This is a genomic window from Sphingomonas faeni, from assembly GCF_003053745.1.
GTDB lineage: Bacteria > Pseudomonadota > Alphaproteobacteria > Sphingomonadales > Sphingomonadaceae > Sphingomonas > Sphingomonas faeni.
This window is the reverse complement of record NZ_QAYE01000001.1, coordinates 412,260-425,420: the sequence shown is the minus strand read 5'-3', so window position 1 is coordinate 425,420 and position 13,161 is coordinate 412,260. Positions and strand designations below refer to the sequence as shown.

Here is a 13,161-nt window from a genome sequence, read left to right as displayed (position 1 = left end):
TTACTTCAGGCACGCGACGATCCCGGCGATCGCCGCCAAAGTGCCGTCGACATTCTTCACCTTCACGACGTCCAGCCCGAGCTGCTCCGCCGGATAATCATTCCCGCCCGGGAAGATCGCGTCGCCGATGAACATCATCTTGTCGAGCGCAATGCCGCTCGCCTCGTTGAGCTTCTTCAGCCCGTACGCCTTGTCGACACCTTCACGCGTGATGTCGATCGAAGTCGCGCCGCCCATGTTAATCGACAGCCCCGGCAGGCGTTTCTGTAGATCCGCCTGGATCACTTTCCGCTTGGCGAAGTCCGGATCCCAGCTGTGCTTGGCATCGATCGGTGCTTCCTGACCGAGCGCGGAGAACGTGATCTGGCTGCCACGATCCTCGATCCGCTCGCCCCAGGTCTTCTCTGGCACAAAGCCGGTCGCCTCGAGCGACTCGTCGAACGCCTTGAGGATTTTGTGCTTCTCGTCGTCCTCGAACAGCTCGGCATACACCGCGCGCCATTCGCCATCGAACCGGTACAGCTTGGTGCCCGTCGTCGGCATCAGCCACAGCTTGGTACGATCCGCGCGCTCGGGCAGGCGCGACGCGACCTGCTTTTCGAACTGCGGCCAGTCGCCGCCCGAGATCACCGCGACATGCGCGACGTCTAGCAGGTTCGCCAGCGCCTCGCCCATCGGCTCCTGCAAGGGCTGTTTGCTCTCGGCCAGCGTTCCATCAAGGTCGAAGGCAACCAACTCTTTCATGCGGAAACTCCAGTAAGGATAAAGGTGTCGATCGCGTGCGCGACGCCGTCGGCATCGTTCGCGCTTGTAATCTCGTGCGCGACGTCGCGAACGGCTTGCGGCGCGTTGCCCATCGCGATCGCCAGCTTGGCGCGCTTGAGCATCGCGATGTCGTTGGCCTGATCGCCGATCGCCGCGGTCTCGGTCAGCGAGATCCCGAACGCGTCCGCCAGTTCCTCGATCCCGCTGCCCTTGTTGCCGGCCACGGGCGTGATGTCGAGATAATAGGTCTGCGACTGGACGATCGTCGCCTGCGTATCGAACTTCGCGGCAACCTTGGCATGCAGGTCGCGCAACAGGTCCTCGTCGTCGCTGACGAACGTGACCTTGTCCGCCTTGGCGAGCAGGTCGGTGAAGTCGGAGACGATCACCGGGTCCTGCGCGGAGGCCTTCTTCTCGCTGCCGACATGCCCGCCCTGGTCGGTGCTGGCATACCAGACGTCGCCTGCGAAGAACCACGTGTCGACCGGCGCGTCACCGATGATCTCCATCGCGCCGCGGACGACATCGACGTCGATCATGTGGTGCTCGATCACGGTGCCGTCGCGCTTGAACACGATGCCGCCGTTGAACGCGCCCATCGGCTCGTCGATGCCGAGCAATTCCGCGATCGGCATCATCCCCGACCGCGGCCGCGCGCTGATGATCGTGAAGCCGAGGCCCGCCGCCTTCAACCGCTTGACCGCATCGACGGTCGCGGGCGTGACCTTTTTCTCCTTGTCGACGAGCGTGCCGTCGACATCGGAGACCACCAGCTTGATATCAGCGCTCACTGCGGCATCTCGACATGACCGCCAAAGCCATAGCGCATCGCCGACAACAGCTTGTCACCGAACGTGTGGTCCACGCGGCTGCGATAGCGCGCATACAGCGCGGCGCTCAGCACGTTGGCCGGCACCTTCTCCTCCATCGCCGCGTCGATCGTCCACTGGCCCTCACCCGAGTCCGCGACGCTGCCGCTGAAGCCTTCGAGCGTGCCGTCCTTCGCCAGCGCGATCGCCGACAGGTCGAGCAGCCACGACGAGATCACGCTGCCGCGACGCCAGACTTCGGCGACGTCGGTCAGGTTGATGTCGAAGCGCTCCTCCTCGACGACATGCTCGCCCGATTTGCCCTTGAGGATGTCGAAGCCCTCGGCATAGGCCTGCATCAGGCCGTATTCGATGCCGTTATGGACCATCTTGACGAAGTGGCCGGCGCCCGAGGGACCCGCGTGGATATAGCCCTTCTCGGCGCGCGGATCGGCCTGGCCTTCGATGCGGCCCGGCGTGCGGACGATCGTTCCCATGCCCGGCGCGAGCGTCTCGAAGATCGGATCGAGCAGGTTGACCGTTTCCTTGTCGCCGCCGATCATCATGCAATAGCCGCGCTCCAGGCCCCACACGCCGCCCGACGTGCCGACGTCGACATAGTGGATGCCCTTCTCGGCCAGTTCCTTGGCGCGGCGGACGTCGTCCTTGTAGAAGCTGTTGCCGCCATCGATGATGATGTCGCCCGAATTCGACTTCGCGGCGATCGCCTGGACGGTGCTCTCGGTCGGCTCGCCGGCGGGGACCATGACCCACCAGATCGCCGGCGTGTCGAGCTTCGCATGCATGTCGTCGAGCGAATCCGCCCCGATCGCGCCATCGGCGGCGAGCTTCTTCACGGCTTCGGCATCGCGGTCGAACGCGACGACCTCATGGCCGTTCTTCATCAACCGGCGCGCGATGTTGCCGCCCATCCGGCCGAGGCCGATCAGTCCGATCTTCATGGGGAATTCCTTGCTTACCCCCTCTCCCCGCCGGGGAGAGGGTTGGGGTGAGGGGCAGTTGGGGAGGGCAGCGCTCGCGGCGCCCCTCACCCCGGCCCTCTCCCCAACGGGGAGAGGGAGCAGAAGTTCACGCCGTCGCGGGCTGCTTCTTGGCGATCGAGCCGAGCAGATCGTCGAACGCCTTGACGAACGAGGCGACGCCCTCCTCGACCAGCTTGCCGGTCACGCCATTGAGGTCGAGCCCCAGCCGCTCGGCTTCCGCCAGCGTATGCTTGGCGCCCTCGACGTCCTGCGTGATCGTCTCCGCCGCGGTGCCGTGGTCGCGGAAAGCATCCATCGTCTTCGGCGGCATCGTATTGACCGTGTCCTTGCCGATCAGCGTGTCGATGTAGAGCGTATCCGGGTAGCTCGGATCCTTCACGCCGGTCGACGCCCACAGCAGACGCTGCGGCTGCGCGCCCTTGGCAGCCAGCGCCTGCCAGCGATCCGACTTCAGGAAGTCGAGATACCATTGATACGCCATCTTCGCGTTGGCGATCGCGACCTTGCCGCGGACCGCCTTCAGCGCATCGGCGTCGGCATCGCCCTTTTCCAGACGCGCATCGATCTCCTTGTCGATCGACGAATCGATCCGGCTGACGAAGAAGCTCGCGACGCTGGCGATCTTGTCGATCGGCTGCCCCTGCTTGACGCGCTCCTCAAGCCCTGCGGCATACGCCTCGGCAACGCGGATGTAGGCGTCGAGCGCAAACAGCAGCGTGACGTTGACGTTGATCCCGCTCGCGATCGTCGAAGAGATCGCCGGACCACCCGCGAGCGTCCCCGGAATCTTGATCATCAGGTTCGGCCGGTCGACCATCCCCCACAGCTTCTTCGCCTCGGCGATCGTTGCATCGGTGTCGTCGGAAATGTACGGCGACACCTCGAGGCTGACATAGCCGTCCTTCGCGTCGAGCTTGTCGTAGACCGGCTTCAGCGTCTCCGCCGCCGCCTTGATGTCTTGGATCGCGAGATGCTCGTAGCGGTCGATCGTCGCCGCGCCGGCATGCTGCTTGTCGTACTCGGCCAGTGTCGAGTCATAGGCATCGCCGTGACCCATCGCCTTTTCGAAGATCGACGGGTTCGACGTGACGCCGGTCAGGCCGTCCTCGTCGACCAGCTTCTGGAGACCACCGGCCTCCAGGAACTTCCGGTCGACGAAATCGAGCCATACCGCCTGGCCGAAGCCTTCGAGATCGTTGAGCGCACCCATCACTTGGTCTCCATCACTTGGCGGGCGACCTTGACGACATTGTCGACGGTGAACCCGAACTTGTCCTGCAACTTCGCGAGCGGTGCCGAAGCCCCGAAGGTCGACATCGTCACGGTCGCGCCGTCGAGGCCGACATAGCGGTCCCAACCAATCGACCCGGCCATCTCGACCGCAACGCGCGCGCGCACTTCTCGCGGCAGCACGCTTTCCTTGTACGCGGCGTCCTGCAATTCGTAGCGATACCAGCTCGGCATCGACACGACCCGGCTCTTCACGCCGTCCGCAGTCAGCTTCTCGTGCGCCTCGACGACCAGCGACACTTCGCTGCCGGTCGCGATCAGGATCACGTCGGGCGTGCCATCGCTATCCGCGAGGACATAGCCGCCCTTTTCGAGCCCATCAGCGCTTGCGTACTTAGTCCGGTCGAGCGTCGGCAGGGCCTGGCGCGACATGATCAGCGCGGCCGGCGTGCTAGCGTCCTTGAGGACCGCCTTCCATGCCGCGACGACTTCGTTCGCGTCGCTCGGACGGATCGTGTCGAGACCGGGGATCGCGCGCAGCGTGGCGAGATGCTCGATCGGCTGGTGCGTCGGGCCGTCCTCGCCGACCCCGATCGAATCGTGCGTGAACACCCAGATCGCGCCGACTTCCATGATCGCCGACAGGCGCACCGGCGCGCGCATGTAGTCCGCGAACACCAGGAAGGTGGAGCCGTACGAACGCAAGTGCGACAGCGCCATGCCGTTGACGATCGCGCCCATGCCGTGTTCGCGGATGCCGAAGTGGAAGTTCCGGCCGGCGTAATTCTCCGCCTCGAACGAAGGCTGACCCTTGATGTCGGTCTTGGTCGACGGCGCGAGATCGGCCGAACCACCGATCAGCCACGGCACCTTCGCCGCGATCGCGTTGAGCACCTTGCCACCCGAATCGCGGCTGGCAACGCCCTTGGCATCCGCCTCGAAGGTCGGGATGTCGGCATCCCAGCCCTCGGGCAGCTCGTCCTTGAGCAACAGGTCGAGTTCGGCGGACAGCTCGGGATACGCGCTGCGATACTTGTCGGTCAGTGCGACCCACTCGTCGCGCAGCTTGGCGCCACGCTCGGCGATCGCACCGTTGAAATGCTCGATCACGCCGTCCGGCACGTAGAACGACTTGTCTTCGGGCCAACCGTAAGCCTGCTTGGTGAGGCGGATATTCTCCTCACCAAGCGGCTCGCCGTGCGCCTTCTCGCTGCCCGCCTTGGGGCTGCCGTAGCCGATCACCGAATGCACGACGATGAAGGTCGGCTTGTCGGTGGTCGCCTTGAACGTCTCGATCGCGCGGCTCAGCGCAGCGGTGTCGTTGGCGTCGTCGATGTGGATGACGTTCCAGCCATAGGCATCGAAGCGCAGGCCGACATCCTCGTCGAATGCGAGATCGGTCGCGCCCTCGATCGAGATGTGGTTGCTGTCGTAGATCCAGCACAGGTTGCTGAGCTTGAGGTGGCCGGCGAGGCTTGCGGCCTCGGCCGAGACGCCCTCCATCATGTCGCCGTCGCCACAGATCGTGTAGACGTCATGGTCGAACAGCGTGAAGCCGTCCTTGTTGTAGCGCGCCGCGAGCCAGCGCTCGGCGATCGCCATGCCGACCGAGTTGCCGCAGCCCTGGCCGAGCGGCCCCGTCGTGGTCTCGACGCCGGTAGTGTGGCGGTATTCGGGGTGGCCGGGTGTCTTCGACGACAGCTGGCGAAACTGCTCGATATCGGCGAGGCTGACGGCCTCCTTGCCGGTCTTGTTACCCTCGGCGTCGATCTCTTCGATCTTGGCGAGGTGGATCAGCGAGTAGAGCAGCATCGACGCGTGGCCGACCGACAGCACGAAGCGGTCGCGGTTGGGCCAGTCGGCGTGCTTGGGATCATAACGCAGGAACTTCGACCAGAGCGTGTAGCCGACCGGCGCCAGCGCCATGGGGGTGCCGGGATGGCCCGAATTGGCCTTCTGCACCGCGTCCATCGACAACGTACGGATGGTATCGATCGCCAGACGCTCGGGGGAGCCGTCCTCGTGCAGCATAGGGTCCGCCTTGGTAGGGGCGGTTGCGGTATCGGTCATGGAAGAAGCCTCGCTCTAGACGGTGACCGAACGCCGCGCATCCGATCTGGTTGCCAACATAGGATGCCTTTAGTCGGATGCACCCATCCGTTCCAGTCGCGTAACGACGCCATCGGTAGCAATATACGCGGCATCGACCTCGTCGAGGAACAGGCCGTGGCCGAGAATGCCGGGGATCGCGGCGAGCGTGGCGGCGGTTGCGCGGGGGTCGTCGAGGGTGGCGAAGTGGCAGTCGACGACGAGATTGCCTTGGTCCGTCCGGTAGTTGTCGCGGATCTTTGGGGCGGCGCTCATGTCCGTCAGCACACGCATCACATAGGCGCTGGCGAAGGGGAGCACCTCGACCGGCAGCTTGGCCGCGCCGATCCGGTCGACATGCTTAGAGCCGTCGGCGATCACGACCATCCGTGCCGAGGCTGCGGCGACGATCTTTTCGCGCAGCATCGCCCCGCCTGCGCCCTTGATGGCGAAACACCGCGAGTCGATCTCGTCCGCGCCGTCGATCGTGAGGTCGACATGGGCGATGGTGGCGAAGTCGAGGATCTCGATGCCGAGTTCGCGGGCGAGTTTGCCTGAGGCTTCGGAGGTGACGACTGCGTGGATTTGCAGGCCTTGGGCCACGCGATCGCCGAGCGCCTGGATCGCGAACGCGGCGGTGGAGCCGGTGCCGAGTCCCACGAGCATCCCGTCTTGAACTTCTACCACGGCAGCAACGGCGGCGGCCTTCTTGTCATCATCGATAGAAGCCATCGGCCCACACCTTTCGTCATGCCGGGCTAGTTCCGGCACCCACCGCTCAACGCCCTCGCGACAATTTGGTTTGGAGGACTCCCACACAAAGCACCACCCCGGCGAAGGCCGGGGCACAGTTGGAAAGGTCGCAGTAACGACGGACCGCGCTCTTTTAGCACCGTCACCCAACTGGGCCCCGGCCTCCGCCGGGGTAGTACGATGTTCATCTGGGTGCTGCATGGGATTACAGGAGCGCACTCCTCCTTGTTCTCCATCGAAGCGCAACGGACGCAAAAAACACCCCCAACCAATCAAACAGGTTACTCTTTCTTCCCTATTTCTACCGCCTGCTTTTCAACTGACATACTTCTGGTACATCCTCGTGGTTTAGCCCGACCAACACATGATCGCGGATTACCAAACTTGATAGCCACACGATTTTCTGCGCGGCAGTGCGCCTTTCTGCTGGTGCCCGCACTGGCGCTCGCGGCCTGCTCCGGCGGGAACGACAAGGCCCAGGGCAAGGCGGGCCGCGGCGGCCAACCGGGCCAGGGCACGCCGACCGTCGGCTATGTCGTCGTCCAGCCGACCAGTGTCGCGATGACCACCGAACTCAGCGGCCGCACCACCGCGTTCGAAAGCTCGGACGTCCGCCCGCAGGTCACCGGCATCATCCGCCGCCGCTTCTTCACCGAGGGTACGCTCGTCAAGAAGGGCCAGCCGCTCTACGAGATCGACCCGCGTCTCTATCGCGCCGCCGCCAACGAAGCGCAGGCCAACCTCCAGAGTGCGCGCGCCAACCAGCAGGCGCAGACCATCCTCGCACAGCGCTACAAGCCGCTCGCCGAGATGGAGGCGATCAGCAAGCAGGATTACACCAACGCGGTCGCCACCTCGCGCCAGGCCACCGCCTCGGTCGCGCAGACCCGCGCCGCGCTCGAGACCGCACAGATCAACCTCAAGTTCACGACCGTCCCCGCCCCAATCACCGGGCGCATCGGCCGGTCGCTGTTCACCGTCGGCGCGCTCGTCTCCGCGACGCAGACCGATCCGCTTGCGCAGATCCAGCGGCTGGACCCCATGTTCGTCGACATCCAGCAATCCTCGGGCGACCTGCTCGCGCTGCGTCGGTCGCTCGGCCAGAACGGCATCGTCGCGACCCGCGCCGAAGTCCGCCTCACGCTCGAGGACGGCAGCGAATATGGCGCGACGGGCAGCGTCGAGTTCGCCGAAGCGCTGGTCAATACCGAGACCGGCACCGTGACGCTGCGCGCCCGCTTCCCCAATCCGCAAGGACTGCTGCTCCCCGGCATGTTCGTCCAGGCCAAGTTCGCGCAGGCGATCAACCAGCGCGCGTTCCTCGTCCCGCAGGCGGGCGTCTCGCGCGACGCGAAGGGCAATGCGACGGTTTATGTCGTCGATGCGAACAACAAGGCGGTGCAGAAGAAGATCAAGGCGGACCGCACGCAGGGCGCGTTCTGGGTGGTCACCAGCGGGCTCAACCCCGGCGACAAGATCATTACGCAAGGGTTGTCGAAGATCGCGCCGAACCAGGGCGTGAAGCCGGTGCCGGAAAACACCGCGCAGAAGATCGAAGCGCCCAAGGGCACCTCTGATGACGGGTCCTCCGGTGGCGACTCCAGCCAGAAAAAGGCCGGCTAAGCCCTTATGTTATCCCGTGTCTTCATCGATCGCCCGATCTTCGCCTGGGTGCTCGCGATCATCGTGATGCTTGGCGGCATCGGTGCGATCATGAGCCTGCCGATCGCGCAATACCCCGACGTCGCGCCGCCGCAGGTGACCGTCCGCGCGTCCTTCCCAGGCGCCAACGCGCAGACCATCCAAAACAGCGTCACGCAGGTCGTCGAGCAATCGCTGACCGGCATCGACGGGCTGATCTATTTCAGCTCGTCCTCGTCGTCGCGCGGCTCGGTGACGATCACCGTGACGTTCGAGAAGGGCACCGATCCCGACATCGCGCAGGTCCAGGTCCAGAACCAGGTTCAGCAGACGCTGTCCCGCCTCCCCACGCAGGTCCAGCAACAGGGCCTCGTTGTCCGCAAATCGAACCCCGACAACCTCCTGATCGTCGGCGTCTATGACGAGACCGACAAGCTGACCAACCAGGACGTCTCGGACTATCTCGTCTCGAACCTGCAGGACCCGCTCGGCCGTATTCCCGGCATCGGCGACAGCAACGTGTTCGGCGCGCAATACGCGATGCGGATCTGGCTGAACCCGAACAAGCTCGCCAGCTACCAGCTGATCCCGAGCGACGTGACCACCGCGATCCAGGCGCAGAACACCGAAGTCGCCGCCGGCGAACTCGGCGGGCAACCCCAGCCCGACACGCAGATGCTCAACGCGACCGTCACCGCGCAGTCGCGCCTCCAGACGCCCGAGCAGTTCGCCAACATCATCCTGAAGACGACCAACGACAGCGCGGTCGTCAAGCTGCGCGATGTCGCCCGGATAGAGCTGGGTGCGGAGAACTACAACGCGCGCAGTCGCGTCAACGCGCATCCCGGCGCAGGCATCGCGGTGCTGCTCGCGCCGGGCGCCGACGCGCTCAAGACCGCCGAGCTGGTCAAGGCGTTCGTCGCCAAGTCCGCCAAGAGCTTCCCGCCCGGCCTGAAATTCGCCTACGCCAACGACACGACGGACTTCATCAAGCTGTCGATCGACGAGGTCGTCAAGACGCTGATCGAGGCCGTCATCCTCGTCGTCATCGTCATGTTCGTGTTCCTGCAAAGCTGGCGCGCGACGCTGATCCCGACGATCGCGGTCCCGGTCGTGCTGCTCGGCACGTTCGGCGTGTTCTATCTCGCAGGCTTCTCGATCAACACGTTGACGCTGTTCGGGCTGGTGCTCGCGATCGGCCTGCTGGTCGACGACGCGATCGTCGTGGTCGAGAACGTCGAGCGCCTGATGGAGGAAAATCCCGAGATGACGCCTCGGGAGGCGACGATCGAATCGATGAACGAGATCACCGTCGCGCTGGTCGCGATCGCGCTGGTGCTGTCGGCGGTGTTCCTGCCGATGGCGTTCTTCGGCGGCTCGACCGGCGTGATCTACCGCCAGTTCTCGCTGACGATGGTGTCGGCGATGGTCCTGTCGGTGCTGGTCGCGCTGATCCTCTCGCCGGCCCTCACCGCGACGCTGCTCAAGCAGAAGAAGAAGGACGCCGACGGCAACACCGAGAAGAGCTGGGGCGAACGCAAATTCCCGAAAGTGGCGCACTTTTTCACGCGCGCTGGCGACAAGTTCAACAGCGGGTTCGAGAAGGGCACGCAGAAATACACCGGTGCGGTGCAGTCGGTGATCGACCGCAAGTGGCTGTTCCTGCTGATCTACGCAGTGATCGTCGCGGTGCTCGCGGTGCTGTTCCTGCGGCTACCGACGGGCTTCCTGCCGACCGAGGACCAGGGCTCGGGCATCGTCCAGTTCCAGCTTCCCGCCGGCGCCACGCAAGGTCGCACCTTCGCGCTGCAAAAGCAGATCGAGCAATATTACTTCACCAACGAGAAGGCCAACGTCCGCACGATGTTCACCGTCAGCGGTGGCGGCGGTGGCGGCGCGAGCGGCCAGAATACGGGCCAGGGCTTCGTCTCGTTCGCGCCGTGGGAAGATCGCCACGGCAAGGAGAACACCGCCGAAGCAATCACCGGTCGCGCGTCGAAGGCGTTCGCCGGCTTCCGTGACGCACAGGTCTACTCGCTGGTACCACCAGCCGTGCGCGGTCTTGGTTCGTCGAACGGCTTCACGATGGAGTTGCAGAACGCCGGCGGGCTTAGCCAGATCGAGTTCAACGCCGCGCGCGACAAACTGCTCGCGCTCGCGCGTGCCGACTCGTCGCTGACCGCGATCCGCCTCACCGAACTGCCCGACGTCGCCACGTTGCGCGTCGATGCCGACCAGCAGAAGCTCTCCACGCTCGGCCTCACCCAGGCGAACGTGAACTCGACGCTGTCGACCGCCTGGGGTGGTCAGTACGTCAACGACTTCATCGACCGCGGCCGTGTGAAGCGAGTCTATGTCCAGGGCGACGCGCAGTTCCGCGCGCAGCCGTCGGACCTGAGCCAGTGGTTCGTCCGTGGCACGAATGGCCAGATGGCACCGTTCTCGTCGTTCGCGAAAACCAGCTGGGGCCAGGCACCGACCACGCTGTCGCGCTTCAACGGCATCGCCTCGTACGAGATCCAGGGGTCGGGCGCGGCCGGCGTCAGCTCGGGCGATGCGATGAACCGGATCGCCGAGCTTGCGGGGCAGATCCCCGGCACCTCGGTCGCATGGTCGGGCCTGTCGTATCAGGAACGCCTGTCCTCGGGCCAGGCACCGATCCTCTACGGCCTGTCGCTGCTGGTCGTGTTCCTGTGCCTCGCCGCGCTGTACGAGAGCTGGTCGATCCCGATCGCGGTGCTGCTCGTGATCCCGCTCGGCCTTGTCGGCGCGATCCTCGCGGTGACGCTGCGTGGCCTGATCAACGACGTCTATCTCCAGATCGGCCTGCTGACGACGATGGGTCTGGCCGCGAAGAACGCGATCCTGATGATCGAGTTCGCCGAGCAGGAGGAAAAAAAGGGCAAGCGCGTCATCGAAGCGGCGCTGTCCGCGGCGAAGATCCGGTTGCGCCCGATCCTGATGACGTCTTTCGCGTTCATCCTCGGCGTGTTGCCCTTGGCGCTGTCGACCGGTGCGGGCGCGAACAGCCGCATCGCGATCGGCACGGCAGTGGTCGGCGGCATGCTGACTGCGACGATCCTCGCGATCTTCTACATCCCGCTGTTCTTCGTCCTCGTCCGTCGCGGGGCGCGTGATGGCATCGCCAAGCTGCGGGGCAAGCCGACCGGCTTCCAGGGCCATGATGACCATGGATCCGATGGCGACCACAACGAACCATTGGGTCCGCCCGAACCACAGGGCCCTCACCGGCCGGAGCCCGCATGATGCGCTCGCTAGTCCTGATCCTCGCCGCCTCGACCGCGCTCGCCGGCTGCTCGCTCGCGCCGAAATACGCGCGAACCGAACTTCCCGTCCCGCCGTCGCTTCCGGTCGGCGACGCGTATCTGCGGCAATCCGAAGCGACGTTGCCCGCGATCACGTACCGCGACGTCTTCAAGGACCCGCGACTCCAGCAGATCATCGTCCAGGCGCTCGCCAACAACCGCGATCTCCGCGTCGCCGCCGCCAACATCGCCTCGACCCGCGCGCAGTACCGCATCCAGCGCGCCGACCTGTTGCCGCAGCTCGATGCGAGCGGCCGCTACACCTATTCGGGCGGCGGCAACGGCACCAGCAACACCGTTACGAGCGGAACGGGCGGTACGGGAACAGGCGGGACCGGAACGGGAACCGGGACCGGGACCGGTACAGGCGGCACCGGAACAGGCACCGGCACCGGCACCGGCACCGGATCGGTAGTCAGCTCGTCGAGTTCGAACAGCGCCTTCTCGGTCGACCTCGGCACGACCGCGTTCGAGCTCGACCTGTTCGGCCGCATCCGCTCGCTGACCAGCGCCGCGCTCGATCGCTATTTCGCGACCGAAGCCGCCGCGCGCGCCACCCGCCTGACGCTCGTCGGCGACATCGCCGATGCGTGGCTCACCTACGCGTCGGACCAGAGCCTGCTCAAGATCGCGCAGGACACGGTGGCGAGTTCGCAGCGCAGCGTCACGCTGACCAACGCGCGGCTGCGCGGCGGCGTCGCGCCGCGCACCGATCTCCGCCAGGCGCAGCAGATCCTGTTCACCGCCCAGTCCGACCTCGCGCAGCAACGCACCGCGCTCGCGCAGGACGTCAACGCGCTGCAACTGCTCGTCGGCGCGCCGGTCGATGCCAGCCTGTTGCCCGCCTCGATCGAGCAGGCCCTACCGACCGTCGCCACGCTGCCGGCGGGGCTCGACAGCAGCATCCTCCTGCGCCGTCCGGACGTCGTCGAGTCCGAATACCAGCTACGCGCCACCAACGCCGAGATCGGCGCGGCCCGCGCGGAACTGTTCCCGAAGATTTCGCTGACCGGCATCCTCGGGTTCGCCAGCACGTCGCTCACCTCGCTGTTCAGCGGCGGCGCGTTCAACTATTCGGTCGCGCCCTCGGTCAGCTATCCGATCTTCCGTGCAGGGGCCGGGATCGCCGGTGTCGCCTATTCGAAGGCGCAACGCGACGCTGCGCTCGCGACCTACGAAAAGACGATCCAGACCGCGTTCCAGGAAACCGCCGACGCACTGGCGCGCCAGGGGACCATCGCCGAACAGATGAAGGCGAACCAGAACTTCTCGGAAGCGGCCCTCGACACCTACCGCCTCTCCGACGCGCGCTATCGCGGGGGGATCGACACCTTCCTCAACTCGCTCGACGCACAGCGCTCGCTCTACACCGCGCAACGCAACCTCGTCGCGACGCAGCTCGTCGGCGCCAGCAACCGCGTGACGCTGTACCGGGTACTTGGCGGCGATTCGACGCTTGAAGCCACCGCCGACGGTCCCCAACCGGTGACGATGAGCGGCGCACCGCGGGCGGAAACCAACTAACACGCTGGACGGGCAAAGTTT

The 13,161-nt window shown here is 65.4% G+C and carries 9 protein-coding genes; 3 read left to right on the top strand and 6 right to left on the bottom strand.

Annotated elements, in window-relative coordinates; translation table 11 throughout:
• From C8J25_RS01840 to rpiA, 6 genes are all read right to left on the bottom strand, one after another.
• On the bottom strand, positions 1-744 hold the full coding sequence (locus C8J25_RS01840; RefSeq protein WP_107952015.1) for an HAD-IIB family hydrolase: 744 nt from the start codon (positions 742-744) through the stop codon (positions 1-3).
• Positions 741-1,556, bottom strand: a complete 816-nt coding sequence (locus C8J25_RS01835; RefSeq protein WP_107952014.1) for a Cof-type HAD-IIB family hydrolase — start codon at positions 1,554-1,556, stop codon at positions 741-743. The genes C8J25_RS01840 and C8J25_RS01835 overlap by 4 nt, the downstream gene beginning before the upstream one ends.
• Entirely contained in the window at positions 1,553-2,536 is a 984-nt protein-coding gene (gene gnd / locus C8J25_RS01830; RefSeq protein WP_107952013.1) for a phosphogluconate dehydrogenase (NAD(+)-dependent, decarboxylating), read from the bottom strand. Before gnd ends, C8J25_RS01835 begins: the two co-directional genes overlap by 4 nt.
• A gap of 127 nt (positions 2,537-2,663) precedes the next feature.
• A complete protein-coding gene (gene tal, locus C8J25_RS01825; RefSeq protein ID WP_107952012.1) occupies positions 2,664-3,788 on the bottom strand; it encodes a transaldolase in 1,125 nt (374 codons plus the stop codon).
• Positions 3,788-5,878: a transketolase gene (tkt, locus tag C8J25_RS01820; protein ID WP_107952011.1), complete on the bottom strand. Its 2,091-nt coding sequence runs from the start codon at positions 5,876-5,878 to the stop codon at positions 3,788-3,790. Before tkt ends, tal begins: the two co-directional genes overlap by 1 nt.
• A gap of 69 nt (positions 5,879-5,947) precedes the next feature.
• Positions 5,948-6,628, bottom strand: coding sequence for a ribose-5-phosphate isomerase RpiA (rpiA, locus tag C8J25_RS01815; protein ID WP_107952010.1), 681 nt, complete (start codon positions 6,626-6,628; stop codon positions 5,948-5,950).
• 408 nt (positions 6,629-7,036) lie between these two features.
• Here rpiA and C8J25_RS01810 point away from each other — a divergent pair, with 408 nt between their 5' ends.
• The 3 genes from C8J25_RS01810 to C8J25_RS01800 are packed head-to-tail and all read left to right on the top strand — an operon-like array spanning position 7,037 to position 13,140.
• The gene (locus C8J25_RS01810) at positions 7,037-8,272 is read left to right on the top strand and encodes an efflux RND transporter periplasmic adaptor subunit (RefSeq protein ID WP_425275448.1); all 1,236 of its coding nucleotides are present in this window, start codon (positions 7,037-7,039) and stop codon (positions 8,270-8,272) included.
• Between the two features lie 6 nt (positions 8,273-8,278).
• The gene (locus tag C8J25_RS01805) at positions 8,279-11,557 is read left to right on the top strand and encodes an efflux RND transporter permease subunit (protein ID WP_107952008.1); all 3,279 of its coding nucleotides are present in this window, start codon (positions 8,279-8,281) and stop codon (positions 11,555-11,557) included.
• Entirely contained in the window at positions 11,554-13,140 is a 1,587-nt protein-coding gene (locus C8J25_RS01800; protein WP_107952007.1) for an efflux transporter outer membrane subunit, read from the top strand. Before C8J25_RS01805 ends, C8J25_RS01800 begins: the two co-directional genes overlap by 4 nt.
• Positions 13,141-13,161 lie beyond the last annotated feature (21 nt).